Source organism: Bradyrhizobium sp. SZCCHNPS1003 (assembly GCF_032381555.1).
GTDB lineage: Bacteria > Pseudomonadota > Alphaproteobacteria > Rhizobiales > Xanthobacteraceae > Bradyrhizobium.
The window spans coordinates 183,078-196,826 of record NZ_JAUHIU010000006.1 but is presented as its reverse complement, the minus strand read 5'-3'; the positions used below and the strand labels follow the sequence as shown (position 1 = coordinate 196,826).

General features: G+C 65.3%; 10 protein-coding genes and 1 pseudogene. 5 read left to right on the top strand and 6 right to left on the bottom strand.

The genetic code is table 11. The annotated features are described in order from the left end of the window. Positions 1-37: 37 nt before the first annotated feature. Genes QX126_RS12260 through QX126_RS12245 form a run of 4 tightly spaced genes read right to left on the bottom strand, consistent with a single transcriptional unit; the run spans position 38 to position 3,145 of the window. Positions 38-658, bottom strand: coding sequence for a HupE/UreJ family protein (locus tag QX126_RS12260; RefSeq protein WP_315781144.1), 621 nt, complete (start codon positions 656-658; stop codon positions 38-40). After that, on the bottom strand, positions 655-1,266 hold the full coding sequence (locus tag QX126_RS12255) for a HupE/UreJ family protein (RefSeq protein WP_315781142.1): 612 nt from the start codon (positions 1,264-1,266) through the stop codon (positions 655-657). The genes QX126_RS12260 and QX126_RS12255 overlap by 4 nt, the downstream gene beginning before the upstream one ends. Before the next feature lie 17 nt (positions 1,267-1,283). Next, positions 1,284-2,264, bottom strand: coding sequence for a HupE/UreJ family protein (locus QX126_RS12250; protein ID WP_315781140.1), 981 nt, complete (start codon positions 2,262-2,264; stop codon positions 1,284-1,286). Then, complete coding sequence (locus QX126_RS12245) at positions 2,261-3,145, bottom strand: peptidylprolyl isomerase (RefSeq protein WP_315781267.1); 885 nt, start codon at positions 3,143-3,145, stop codon at positions 2,261-2,263. The genes QX126_RS12250 and QX126_RS12245 overlap by 4 nt, the downstream gene beginning before the upstream one ends. A gap of 281 nt (positions 3,146-3,426) precedes the next feature. Between QX126_RS12245 and QX126_RS12240 the strand changes: the two genes are divergently transcribed. The 3 genes from QX126_RS12240 (at position 3,427) to QX126_RS12230 (ending at position 6,616) form a co-directional block, all read left to right on the top strand. Then, entirely contained in the window at positions 3,427-5,451 is a 2,025-nt protein-coding gene (locus QX126_RS12240; RefSeq protein WP_315781139.1) for a hypothetical protein, read from the top strand. A gap of 118 nt (positions 5,452-5,569) precedes the next feature. Next, positions 5,570-5,899: a hypothetical protein gene (locus QX126_RS12235; protein ID WP_315739579.1), complete on the top strand. Its 330-nt coding sequence runs from the start codon at positions 5,570-5,572 to the stop codon at positions 5,897-5,899. A 93-nt stretch (positions 5,900-5,992) separates the two neighbouring features. Beyond that, entirely contained in the window at positions 5,993-6,616 is a 624-nt protein-coding gene (locus tag QX126_RS12230) for a 2OG-Fe(II) oxygenase family protein (protein WP_315739580.1), read from the top strand. 4 nt (positions 6,617-6,620) lie between these two features. On the opposite strand, the gene QX126_RS12225 is transcribed toward QX126_RS12230, so the two are convergent. After that, the gene (locus QX126_RS12225; protein ID WP_315781138.1) at positions 6,621-9,038 is read right to left on the bottom strand and encodes a spermidine synthase; all 2,418 of its coding nucleotides are present in this window, start codon (positions 9,036-9,038) and stop codon (positions 6,621-6,623) included. Between the two features lie 559 nt (positions 9,039-9,597). Between QX126_RS12225 and QX126_RS12220 the strand changes: the two are divergent. Continuing rightward, a pseudogene (locus QX126_RS12220) lies at positions 9,598-9,978 on the top strand (Ku protein); the annotation flags it as partial. A 129-nt stretch (positions 9,979-10,107) separates the two neighbouring features. Here QX126_RS12220 and QX126_RS12215 read toward each other — a convergent pair. Then, a complete protein-coding gene (locus QX126_RS12215; protein WP_315739582.1) occupies positions 10,108-10,806 on the bottom strand; it encodes a helix-turn-helix domain-containing protein in 699 nt (232 codons plus the stop codon). 197 nt (positions 10,807-11,003) lie between these two features. On the opposite strand from QX126_RS12215, the gene QX126_RS12210 reads away from it, so the two are divergent. Continuing rightward, entirely contained in the window at positions 11,004-13,748 is a 2,745-nt protein-coding gene (locus QX126_RS12210; RefSeq protein WP_315781137.1) for an MFS transporter, read from the top strand. Position 13,749 lies beyond the last annotated feature (1 nt).

Below are 13,749 nucleotides of genomic sequence, written 5' to 3'. Positions count from 1 at the left end.
GGACCAGCGGTGTCGGATCGCCCGAGCATAGGCCTGCTCAGGCTGCGAGCGATAGTCCCGCCATCATCATGCCGATCGCGGCGACCCAGCCACCAACCGCGCGCACCGCGATCCCGCGCCAGCTCGACAGCGGCTCGGTGTCGGGACGCCTGAAGCTGAGCGCGAGCGCCATCACGAGGGTGATGGTGGCGTAGCCCGCACCGGCGAGCCCGGCGGCGTAGAGGAGGCGGTCGGTCTGCGGCCCGAGCTCGCCGGCATTGGCGGCACCGCGCATCACACCGAGCACGAATGCAACCACGCTCAGTAGTACCACAGGAATGCGCAAGGCCGTCGCCAGCAGCAGCCCGAGAATGAGAATGGTCGCGGCATCGACGAAGGGGGACACTGCCGTCACGCCCGAGCCGGCGGCGAGCGCAAGCCCCGCGCACAGGCCGACCGGAAACACCACGACCAGCCATCGTCCACTCGCAGCACCGAGCGAGCCGGCCAACAACGCGAGCGCGACCCAGACCACGACGTCCTGCAGGGTGAGCAGCGGATGCAGGGCACCGGCGTAGAAGTCGCCGAGCCGGGCCGATACGATGTGGGCATCGGCGATCTGCGCTTGTGTCAGCAGCAGCACCGATGCGAGCAGCGCAGTCCGGCGGAACGCGCTCATGCCGCGACTCCCAGGCTGGAGACCAGGAAGTAGCCGCCGAGCGCGGCGATGGCTGCCCCGACGCCCTGGATGATCCGCTCTCCGCCCGGCCAGCGCGCGAGCGCGCCGATGGTGATGCCGCAGGCGTGGAGCAGGCCGGTCGCGACCACGAAGCCGCAGCCATAGGCCAGCGGATTCGCCGCCGTCGGAAGCTCGACGCCATGCGCGTGGCCATGAAAGATGGCGAAGATCGCAACGATGACGGCCGCAATCGCGAACGGGACACGGATGCGCAGCGCGACCGCAAGCCCAAGGACCAGCGCCGAGAGCGCGATGATGAGCTCCGGGACGGGCAGCCCGATCTTGAGGATTCCCAGGACGGCACCGAACGCCATCACCAGCGGGAAGACGACCGGCAGGATCCAGATCGCAGCGCCGCCGAGCTGCGCGCCCCAGATGCCGACTGCAACCATCGCGACCAGGTGATCCAGCCCCGTCAAGGGATGCAGCAGGCCGCTGGCCAGCCCGCCGCCGACGCCCGTCTGCTCGTGGGCAAGGCTCGGATCCGCCGACAGCAGCGAGAGCAGCGCCGCACCCAACATGGTGTGCAGGAGTTTGCGCGCGATCATGTTCGTCCCATTCGTCATCATGCGGCCGCCAGAACCCGCACCAGACGGCCCAGGAACCAGAACATCGACACTGAGCCGATCGCATAGGCCGGCAGCTCGGCGCCCCATCGCGGCAGCGCCGCGCCGAGGCGGCGATGCGCCCAGATCAGCGCCAGCACCAGCAGCACGAACAGGATCTGTCCGATCTCGACGCCGACATTAAAGAAGAGCAGCGCCGCAGGCAGGATCCGCCGCTCGAGCCCGAGCCCGGCCAGCGCGCTGGCGAAGCCGATGCCGTGCACGAGACCGAAGCTGAAGGCGACGGCCCATGGATAGCGGGCGGTCAGCCCGGTCTCGCCGCGCTGCTGTTTGACGATCTCGACGCCGACGAACACGATGCTGAGCGCGATGCAGGCATTGAGCGGGCCCTCGGCAACGCCGATCCATCCGAACGCCGTTGCGGCGAGCGAGGCGCTGTGGCCGATCGTGAAGGCCGTGATCGTCTTGAGCAGGCGCCAGCCGCCCTGGACGATCCAGATCAGCCCGAGCACGAACAGCAGGTGATCGGCGCCGAGCAGGATGTGGTCGATGCCGAGATTGACATAGGTCTTCGCAAGCTCGAGCCAGGTCTCGAGCGTCGGCGCGTCGGTGCCGAGCACCGTCACGACCGGATTGGCCGCCGAGATCGTGTAGCTGCGCGTCTCTCCAGCCAGGGACGTCACACGGATGATGGCTGCCGACATGTCCTCGCCGAGATTGGCGATCGTCATCTGTCCGACGAGGCCCTTGTCGCCGCAATTGAGCTCCGGCAGGCGAAGGTAGCAATGCGGGGGCATCTTGAGATCGATGCGGTTGACGCCATCCTTCGGCAAGGTCGTCCATCGCCCGATATAGACGCCGGAGCGCATCTCGCGAAACTCGAGCACGGCAATCGTCGCCTGATGCGCAGCCGCCGGCCGCCCAGGCAGCAGCGCCGCGAGCGCGAGCACGATGGCGAGCAGGACGCGCGCGCCGGTCACGGCTCGTACCTGATCGTGTAGTTGGCCTTGAGCCGGCTCACCGCCTCCCAGGCCCGCTTCCGCGTCTCTTCGGTGTGCCAGATCTTGGCCGCCTCGGCGCGAATGTCCTCGAGTTTCGCCGGAGCGCCCGGCGTCCGGGCGTCGAGACGAACCACGTGCCACCCGTCCTTCGACTGCAGCAAGGTCCATTCCTGGAGGGGCGCCTTGAGCAGGCCGTCGCTGAAGCCGTCGCCGAAGCCGGCGGCCAGGCTCGGTACCGGTCGGTCGAGAACCGCGCGCGTCTGATCGTGCAGCTCCTCGGATTCGCGCTGCTCGCGAATGTCGTCCAGGTAGCGCCGCGCCGTCGCTTCGTCGCTGGGGGGCGTCATGAGGAAGCTGACACGCTCGGGCTCGTCGAACCGGGCATGATTGTCGGCGAACCAGGCGCGCAACTGCTCCTCGCTCGGCTGGGGCACGCGCACCTGATCGAAGATCAGATATTGCAGCTTGAACGCGACACGGTCGCGGATCATCTCGTCGCCGCGGTCGACGCCGAGCGTCTTGCCTTCGCGATAGAGGATTTCGCTGGCGACCCAGGCCTCGACCATCTTCTGCAGCTCGGCCTCGCTCGGGGTCCGCTGCTTGTCCTCGTCGAACGTGTCGATGAAGGACTGGCGCATTGCCTTGGTCACGGTGATGACCTTCTCGTCCTTCGCCGGTGGGTGGATGATGGCATCGGCCGCAAAGATCAGGCTACCGAGAACAAGGAAGTGCAGGAGTGGCTCCCTGCTGAGCCCGCGCAGGGCGGTCACGGATGATGATCGCGCAGGGGAAGAGCTGTTGCCATCTTGCTGATTGGAGCGTGCAGAGGCGCTCTCGAAGGTCTGCGCCGCATTCGACATGGCAGGGGCTGACATACGTTCTTTACAACTCGGACCGCGCTCGTTGCGCGGCGCGTATATGCAACGGCACACTTGCCGTTGTCACCGGGCAAACGTCAGTGTCACAAAAATTTCGCAACGACTGCGGACCGCGATGTTCGTGGGGAAGGCACCGGCAAAAATAAATCCTTCAACAAACTGTCTCCGAGTTTTGGTTTGTTCGCGCCGCGAATGACAACGGCGCATCGGTCGCGTTGTCATCTCGGTTTGGAGATCGATCGAATTCTTTAGGGGCGACGATAATGGTTCCATCTGCCAAGAAAATCCTGCTGACAGCGGCCTCGGTCTCGCTGGCTCTGTCGCAGAGCGCCGACGCTGGGGAGCGTTGGGGGGAAGCGAGCAAGAACAATCCGTATGTCGCCGGCGACATGCACAACCACAACACCTGCACCGACGGTTCGGTCGCAGCCGGCTATGCGATCGACCGCTCGGTCGGCAAGGGCACCGCGGCTGCTGGCGGCACCAATTTCGATCTCGACTGGTTCACGCTCGGCAACCACGGCGGTTCGGGCAATCGTGATTGCCGCTTCAGCGATGCGAGCGCCAACATCCCCGGCGACAACACGACGACGTATTGGAGCCAGACGCTCGGCAAGACCATCGACGGCATCACGATCACCAGCCTGAAGGGCACGCCGAACGGCACCGGCACCAACGCCAAGATGTGGCGCTGGCAGTCGATCAAGGAGATCGAGTACCCGACCATCGTCAATCGCACCGCGACCTACAACAAGGTGCTGGTCGAGGGCCTGGAGTGGATCCTGCCCGGCCACGAGCATGGCGACGTCGCCGTGATCGCCGGCCAGAACCCGCGCGGCTACGGCAATGCCGACAAGATGGCCGAGTTCGAATATCGCTTCGACCGCGGGGACACCGACGCGATCGGTCCGGTCGATGCCAGCAACAACCCGGTCTGGGCCGGCAAGGACAATGTCAACAATTCCGGCACGGCCGGCCACCAGAAGGCCGTTGCCGGCATCGCCTGGCTGCAGGCGAACCACCCGCTGCAATCCTATGTGGTGCCGACCCATACCGAGCGGCAGGGACCGTTCAACCCGAACGGCTCGGCCGGCTACAACATCGAGCACTTCCGTGACTTCAACAATGCCGGCCCGACGGTCGCGTTCGGCATCGAAGCCCCGGGTCACATGGCCGAGGGCGGCGTGAACGGCGGCTCGGGCTCCTATGGCTCAGGCGCAGTCGGGGGCGGCACCTACGGCATGCAGGGCGTCTACACCGCCAAGGTCGGCGGGCTGTGGGATGGTCTGCTCGGCGAAGGCCGCAACTTCTTCCTGTTCCAGAGCTCGGACTGGCACAGCCGCGGCGTCTATGGCGCGCGCGATCCCGGCACGACAGCGGACTTCATCCCCGGCGAGTACACCAGGCTCTACGTGCCGAACGAGCGGCGTTTCTCCCAGCAGTCCATCATCGACGGCATGCGTTCGGGCAACTCTTATTCGGTCAACGCCCACATCATCGACTCCGACATGGAGTTCCGTGCGAAGGGTGAGTGGGACGACGACTGGAAGACCATGGGCGAGACGCTGGTCGTGCGTCCCGGCGAGAAGGTCACGCTCGAGATGGAGATGACCGTTCCGGCCTCCAACAACAGCCCATACAGCTTCAACAATCCGCTGCTGCTGCCGGTCGGCATCAAGCAGCCGTTGAACAAGCCCTATCTCGACCACGTCGATCTGATTACCGGCGACATCACCGGTCCGATCGCGCCGGGCGCCCCGGGCTATGCGGTGGCCAATGCCAAGGGTGTCGATGGTGCGGCCATCGTCTACAACCCGTCGGCCAAGATCGCGAAGCAGATCCAGGCGACCAAGATGCGGAGCCGCAAGCTGCGCGACGGTTCGACCCGCCTCAGCTTCACGACCACCTTCATCGCCGGCCAGACACCGTTCTACATCCGCGCCCGCGGCACCAACATTCCGCCGGCCACGCCGAACGTGTCCGATAGCGCCGGCAATCCGCTGCTCGACGCCAACAACGCCACCGTCAGTTGCACGGATCCGGCATGTCCGTCGCACCTCGGCACGGTCGGCGGCGTGAAGAAGGTGACCAACGACGTGCAGGCTTGGTCGAACGTCTGGTTCTATGCGAACCCGATCTTCGTCCGTCCGTACGATGCGCCCAAGTTGCTGGTGGAGAAGAACAAGGAGCTGGCGCGAAAGCTGGCTCACGACCATCACCACTGGCACGACTGGGATCATTGGGGCCACTGGGGCCACTGGGGTCGCTGGGCCTTCAACCGCGACTGATTGATCGGCATCGATCCGGCGGGACGATACCGCCCCGTCGGATCCTGCTCGCTCCGAGCGCCGGTTTGCGAACCGGTGCTTCGTCTTTGAAACCTGTGCCCTGGGGTTCGCCGACGTGATGCCTCGCTTGTCCGCCGTTATTCTCGCCGTTCTTGCCCTCACGACCGTCGTCGCATCGGCGCATGACGAGGAGCCGACGCAGGAGGCCTGCGACGCCGCGGTGGCCGAGGCACGTGCGCAGGCGGCGACCTTGCCGGCGGACGACGTCTCGCGCTATTTCGCCGAGCGGGACATTCAGCAGGCGCTGGTCGAGGCCGGCAATGGCGAGTTCGATGATTGTGTCGAGAAGGCCGAGCGGGCCGTGCTGGAAGTGCGCGACCGGCCCCACAGCCTGAAGCCCGGCGAGCGGCTCAACATTCTTCGGGCCGACGAAATGCCGACGCGCTGACGAGCGCGCGCCGCGTCTCCACTCTCGTCATCCGGCTGTCATGCAAGTCGGCAATTTGTCGGTCCTGTTGCGGCGCGTGCAAGGCCTTGAGACATGGACCAGATCGAAGCTCTTTTCCCGATACCGTTGTTGCGTTCGCCCGGGCTCTTGAGCGCCGAGCTCAAGGACGCGGCGGTGGCAGCCATCCGCAATTCGAAGATCGAGAACAATCTGCGGTCCGGACAGCTGTTCCACACCGAGGTCGCCGATCCTCGCGCCAACAATCTGTTTCAGACCATCGCCGAACTCGCCGTGCCCAAGCTGGTCGATTTCGGCGAGCTGCTGTTCGGCGAGAAGCTGCGCTGGACGGTCAAGGAGATGTGGACGAACATGCTGGAGACCGGCGGCAACCAGACCCTGCACGCCCACGCCAACAGCTTCATCTCGGGCATCTTCTATCTGACGCCGTCGCATCCCGGCAGCCGGACCGTGTTCGTGCGGCCGCCCGGTGGCAGCGATTTCTCGTTCCGCCATCACACGCGCAGCGCCGCAGTCGGCCCGTTCAATGCCGGCAAATACGTGCTGCCCGAGGCGGAGCCGGGCGATCTCGTGCTGTTCCCGAGCTATCTCTATCACGAGGTGCCGCGCAATCAGGGCGATCAACGCATCACGATCGCCTTCAACGCGATTCCTGATCATCTGGACTGCTGGGGCTACCGCGTCAGCTTCTCGTCCTGACGAGCTACCGTTCGAACTCGCGCGACAGCAGATCGCGCGCGTCGCGTCGCGACGGCGCGGCGGCGTCGATCGCCCGAAGCAGGCGTTCAGCAGCCGCGCGATCCGATGCAAGCAGCGCTTTTGCCATGCTCATCAGCGGCGCATAGGCCGGCTCGAACTCGGCGCTGGCGCGAATGGAATCGAGGAGACCGGGTGCGGCGGCTGCGATGAGCGCCGGCCCGCGTGGTTCGCCGGTCAGCGCGGCGCCGGCCTGGATGAATCGGTTGCGGGCCCGCCAATAGGCGCCGAGCCGTTCCTCCCACATTCCGCGTTTCGAGTCTTCCAGCAAATCGACCGCGTCGGTCTTTGTCTGGCTGAGGACCGTCAGCAGCAATTGCCATGGGGCCGCCGAGAGAGCGTGGACATTGCTGCGCGCGTCGAACGTGACGAACGGGAAATCGTCGGTGTTGCGCGGTCCCGGCCCGGCGAAGCTCGCGAGCGCTTTCGCGCCGGCGACATACTGGCCCAGAAGATCGATCGGCTGATCGAAGCCGAGAGGTTGAATGACCGGGTGAAGCTTCCGGTCGGAGAACCGTGCGGCGACGAACTCGGGGTCGATCGGGCTCGGGGCGCCTGATCCGATCAGAGCCAGCATCGGCGTGCGCACGCTGTAATGGTTCAGCCAGGCGGACCCTTGTGGGAAGACTGCGAGAAAGCTTCTGACGATCGCGCGCAGTGACGGCGTATCGAGCTGATAGAGCGGCAGCCACTGGCAGAACACGCCCTCGGTCGCCAGTCGCCGCTTGACGGCCGCGAAATGTTCGACCGTGTACAGCGCGCCGCTGCCATCGAGCGCCGGGTGGAACAGGTCCGCCACGATCACGTCGTAGCGTCCGTCATCGGCGATGATGAAGCGCCGGGCATCGGCAACGGAGATCGGCGGCCTTTCCTTCTCGGCCGCGGGGTTGTCGAACCAGGGCAGCAGCGCGACGACCTCGGAGGACAGCTCGACCGCGCGCACGTCGAGGCCCGGCATCTGCGCCGCGCCGAGCACGGTCGCGCCGGTGCCTACACCGAGGAAGAGGGCGCTGCGCGGCGCTGGATGCAAGAGCAGCGGCAGCATGGCCTGGCGGAAATCGGATCGCACCGAACTGGTGCCGCCCATGCGGAAGTGGCCGTTCACCTCGAGATAGCGTGCTCCTGAGGCGTCGTCGACGACGCTCGCGGTCGCCATCGGTCCCTCGCGCACGGCCAGAAGCTTGCCGCCCGGCGGGACCTTGATGAGCAGGGGGGCGGGAAGCCACAACAGCGCGAGTGCAAGTAGAGCGGGCGCCGCCGCCCAGCGCAGCGCAGCGCGTTGGGGCTGCAGCAGCAGAAGATATCCGACGGCAACGAGGACCAATGCTCTCCAAGTGCCGAAAGCGGGAATCAGCAGCTGTGCCGCGGTCAGCGGCGCAACGGCTGCGCCGAGGCTGTTGATGCCGACGGCCCAGCCGACTGATCCCCTGACGTTGCGGACATCCTGCATGAGCTGGCCGAACAAGGCGCCCATCGCCATCGCGGGTAACAGGAACAGCGTCAGCGCGAGTCCGAGCTCGCCGGCGACACCGAGGCTCGCCGCGCTGTCAGCGACGCCGCCAAGCAAGGGCGTCATGAGCGCCGTGCCGAGGCAGACGAGCGCGGTGCTGCTGATCAAGGCGGTTTTGCCGAGCGCAACCCTCGGCCCGACGCGCTGCCAGATCATGCCGCCCATCGCGGTGCCCAGCAGGTAGGCTGCCAGCAGACAGGCGAAGCTATAGACCGTGTCCTGCATCATCTGCGCGGCCAGGCGCACGACCAGCACTTCGAACGCGATGCCGAGCAGGCCGGTGACGAACAGCGTTCCTGTCAGGCGGAGGTCGGCGACAGCAGGCTCGCGATCATCGCCCGCCCGAGGGTCGACTTGCACGGCTCCGCCGAGGCGGAGCGCTGCCAACGCGCAGGCTGCGTTGACGGCTGCCAGGCAAAGCAGCGTCGTCGACAATCCAAGCGCGGGGATCAGCACGAAGGTGGACAGCAGCGTGCCAGCGACGGCGCCGGCCGTGTTCGCGCCGTAGACGCCGGCGCTGACGGGCTGCGGGCCGCGCGCCGCGGACATCATGCGTTCCAGCGCGGTCAGCGTCCCGCCCATCGCAACCGTCGCCGGCAACAGCACCAGCGTCGGCAGCAGGAAGCTCGCGCTCCATAACAAGGCGGGGGAGGGCGCCGTGCCGAGCAGCGGCGCGAGGGCGTGCGCGCACGCGGGAAGCAGCCAGATCGCACACAGCCCCCACAGGCCGATGACCGTTTCGAGAACGGCATACACCCGGTGCGGATTGGCGGCGCGGCGGATCCTGCCATCGAGGAAGAAGGCGCCCACCGCCAGTCCGGCGAAAAATCCTGCGATGGCGCCGAGCACGGCCATCATTTCCGTGCCCAGGGCGAGGGCGAGCTGACGCGTCCAGACGATCTCATAGCCCAGCCCGGCGAGGCCGGATGCAGCAATCAGCAGCCTCAGCGCCCTCAGCCGAGCCGTGCTCCGGCAGGCGACGGGACCGACGCCGAGAGACCCGACGCCTTGCTTCTCCGCGATCAGATCATTGTCGCACGGGCCTGCATGGCCTGCTTCGGTCAAGATTCGGTACCCGCAATTCCTGCGATCGGTCTTCGGATGCAGCGCGCCGTGCGGGCGCAGCTCCGAGCACTGGATCAAGCTCGGCTGCCCCGGCCGCCAAGGTCGGGATCGTTTCCTTGTGTTCGCGTTACGTGACGGTGGTTTGACAGAAGCTGCGGGAGCAGCCGTTCGGCGCAGACGGTTGTATCGCATGAGGCCCGTCAGGGAACGATGACCAGACCCATCATCGGCACCACGGAGAAGCGCCAAAGCGTTGATTTAATTATTTTATCTGAGATATCAGCCATTTAGAAGCGTACCAAAGCCGCCCGTCGGAACCCGGCGCCGCCATTCGTCTTGAGTCCGGACCATTTCAACCGGAGTTCCGCGTACATGGCCCCCCGCCAATTGGAAAGGCTTCCTGCGCCTGTCGCTCGTTACGTGCCCGGTGGCCCTCTACCCGGCCACCTCCGAGTCCGAGAAGATCAGCTTCAATCAGCTGAACCGGACAACTGGCCACCGGATCGAGTACGTCAAGGTCGACGCCGATACGGGCGAAGAGGTCCCCCACGAAGACATCGTCAAGGGCTATGAGCTCGAGAAGGGCCAGTACATCGAGGTCTCGAAGGAGGAGCTCGAGGAGATCGCCCTGGAGTCCACGCGTACGATCGAGATCGACGAGTTCGTGGACAAGGCTCAGCGTCGCCCGCGATCACGGCTTTGCCGGCCGCACTTTCCAGGGCCGATCGGATTCGGGGCGTCTCAGCGTCTGTCACGCGGAGTGGGTGTGCGGCGGAGAAGAACTATATCGACGCTCCGTTTCCGTACTCTGCTGATTTGCCGTTCCCAACAGAGGGGCAGGACCGAACGCCAAAGAAGCCTACGAGCCGGGATCGTCGATCAGGGGCTTTGGCCGGGCAAACAGCTCCAACCGCTCCTTGTGGTCGATGACGATCTCTCGTCCGCGGACGCGAATCCCATGGCTCGTAAGTTGGGCAAGACTGCGTGACAGGTTTTCGCGCGTCGTGCCGATGTGGGAGGCCAGCGTGCCGCGGTCGAATGGGATGACGATATTCGCATGCCCCGGTTCGCGCTGGGCTTCGGCGAGGATCCAGTTGGCGAGACGCTCGATGCTCGACCGGGCCAGGGTGCCCTTCAGTTTCTTGACAGAAGCGCGATAGGCATACGCCAGCTCCTGAGCAACAATCCGTGCGAATGCGATGTCTTCGTCGAAGAGTGCCCTTACATCGCGGGCGGGGATCAGCAGCACCCGCGACTCCGTCAGCGTGCGGGCTGAATTGAGATACGCCTGATCGACCACGACTGCAGCAAGTATGAAGGTCGACACGGGACGAAGCAGTGAGATGCCCCACTCGGCCTCGTCCTGCTCGGTGTAGATTTCCACCAACCCGCCAATCAGCACATGCAGGAAGTCGGCCTGATCTCCCTCGCGAGCCAACCGCACCCCGGCCGGAAATTGCTGCAGCAGAGCCGCGCCGAGCAACCGCTTCAGGTTCTCCTCGCTGAGGTCCGCAAACAGCGGCAGCGTCTTCAACTGGGCGAGTTCGTCGGGGCGCAAGCGAAGCTCCAGGAGTCACTCACCCGCTATCGCGCCGAACCGTGACAAAAGTCAATTGCATACGTGCAGTCTGACAATCCGATCTGAGACATTTGGCAGATTGTGGCCGACCGGACCGTCCGGTTGATGCATCGCAAAACCTTTCCCTGGTGCCCCGAATAACTGCTGTGGCGTCGAAGCCATACGTCGAGGCCACCATGGACGCCGTAGATTTCAGCCCTGAGCACCGAACGCGAGCACTCTGGCTCTCAACAATCTCGTTCACGATCTGCTTTGCGGTGTGGACGATCTTCTCGATCATCGGCATCCGGATCAAGCAAGAGCTGGATCTGAACGAAACCGAGTTCGGTCTCCTGATCGGCACCCCGATCCTGAGCGGCTCGCTGATCCGGCTGATACTGGGCATCTGGACCGATCAGTATGGCGGGCGCCGCGTCTACACCGTCGTGATGCTCGCCGCGGCGGTCGCGACCTATCTCCTGACCTGGGCGCATACCTATCCGCAATTTCTCGTCGCCGCGCTCTTCGTCGGAATCGCCGGTGGTTCGTTCGCGGTCGGCGTCGCCTATGTGTCGCGGTTCTATCCGACGGCCAAGCAGGGCACTGCGCTTGGAATCTTCGGCGCCGGCAATGTGGGCGCCGCCGTCACCAAGTTCGTCGCGCCGTTCGTGCTGGTCGCCTATGGCTGGCAGACCGTGGCCCAGATATGGGCGCTCGCGATCGGCGTCATGGCGATCGTCTTCTGGCTGTTCTCCGAGGAGGACCCGGTGGTCCGCTCGCGAAGGCAGCGCAAGCAGAAGGCCGGCAGCGCTTGGCTCGAGCTCGCGCCGCTTAAGAACATCCAGGTCTGGCGCTTTGCGCTGTATTACTTCTTCGTTTTCGGCGCCTTCGTCGCGCTGTCGCTGTGGCTGCCGCAATACCTGATCAAGGTCTACGGTGTCGGAATCCAGTCGGCCGGCATGATGGCCGCCATGTTCTCGTTTCCGGCCAGCGTGTTTCGCGCCTACGGCGGACACTTGTCCGATCGCTTCGGTGCCCGTCGCGTGATGTACTGGACATTTCTGGTCGGTGTCGCCGCGACCTTCCTGTTGTCCTACCCGCCGACGGACTACGTCGTGACGACCGTCAACGGAAAGGTCGGCTTTCATCTGGAGATGGGGCTCGTCCCGTTCGTCGTCATCGTCTTCGTGCTCGGCTTCTTCATGGCGCTCGGCAAGGCCGCCGTCTACAAGCACATCCCCGTCTACTATCCGAACAATGTCGGAGCCGTCGGCGGCCTGGTCGGCATGATCGGCGGGCTCGGCGGATTCGTGCTCCCGATCGCGTTCGGCGCGCTGGTCGATCTCACCGGTCTGCGAACCAGCTGCTTCATGCTGCTCTTCCTGCTCGTCGGGGGCGCGCTGGTCTGGATGCATCTCTCGATCCGGCAGATGGAGCGCGGCGTTGCCGGCGAGGCGCTGAAGAGGCTGCCGGAGCTGCCGGAAATGGAGGAGATCCACCGGCCCGAGCACATCGGAGCCCTGTCCGGCGCGGTTCTCACCGACTGGCGGCCTGAGGACGACACGTTCTGGAGGGAGCAGGGCCGAGCCATCGCGCGACGCAATCTCTGGATCTCCATTCCGGCGCTGCTGTTATCCTTCGCGGTCTGGCAGGTCTGGTCTGTCGTGGTTGCGAAGCTGCCTTCGGTCGGCTTCAAGTTCACGACCGATGAGCTGTTCTGGCTGGCTTCGCTGCCTGGGATCTCCGGTGCAGTTCTGCGCATCTTCTACTCCTTCATGGTGCCGATCTTCGGCGGCCGGCTGTGGACCACGCTGGCCACGTGGTCGCTGCTGATACCCGCGATCGGAATCGGCTATGCGGTGCAGAATCCCGCAACGCCCTATCCGGTGTTCCTGATATTGGCTCTGCTGTGCGGCTTTGGCGGCGGCAATTTCGCCTCGTCGATGGCCAACATCTCCTTCTTCTTCCCCCGCGCCGAGAAGGGCAACGCGCTCGCGCTCAATGCCGGCCTCGGCAATCTCGGCGTCAGCGTGGTCCAGTTCGTGGTGCCGATCGTCATCACGGTCGGCGTGTTCGGCTGGTTCGGCGGAGATCCGGCGATGGCGACGAGCGGGTCGCAGCCGATGCCGATCTGGCTTCAGAACGCCGGCTTCGTCTGGGTGCCGTTCATCGTCGCCAGTGCTTTCGCCGCCTGGTTCGGGATGAACGACATCGCCTCCGCGAAAGCGTCCTTCGCTGATCAGGCCGTCATCTTCCAGCGGCGGCACAACTGGATCATGTGCTGGCTCTACACCGGCACGTTCGGCTCGTTCATCGGCTATTCCGCGGGCTTCCCGCTGCTGGCGAAGACCCAGTTCCCGGCCGTCGACGCGTTGCAGTTCGCATTCCTCGGGCCGCTGGTGGGTGCCTTGTCGCGGTCCGCGACGGGCTGGATGGCCGACAAATGGGGCGGCGGGCGCGTGACCGTCGGGGTGTTCCTGCTGATGATGGCCGGCGTGCTCGGGGTGCTCTACTTCCTCGGCATCAAGGATCAGCCCGGTGCATTCTGGGGCTTCTTCGCGATGTTCCTGCTGCTGTTCTTCGCGACCGGCGTCGGCAATGCATCGACCTTCCAGATGATCCCCAACATCATGCGCCAGGAAATGACCCGGCTCATGCCGACCGCGGACGCGGAGACTCGGCTGCGCCAGGCCGAGAAGGAATCCGCCGCCATCACCGGCTTCACCTCCGCGATTGCCGCCTTCGGCGCATTCTTCATTCCCAAATCCTACGGCACCTCGATCGACCTCACCGGCGGCGTGCAGGCCGCCCTATGGGGCTTCTTCGGCTTCTACGTCACCTGCGTGCTGATCACCTGGGCCGTCTACACCCGCAAGGGCGGCGTCCTGCACGACGTCGAACGGCGCCGGGCGATCGCGGCCGCTGCCCAACCCGCTGAATGAG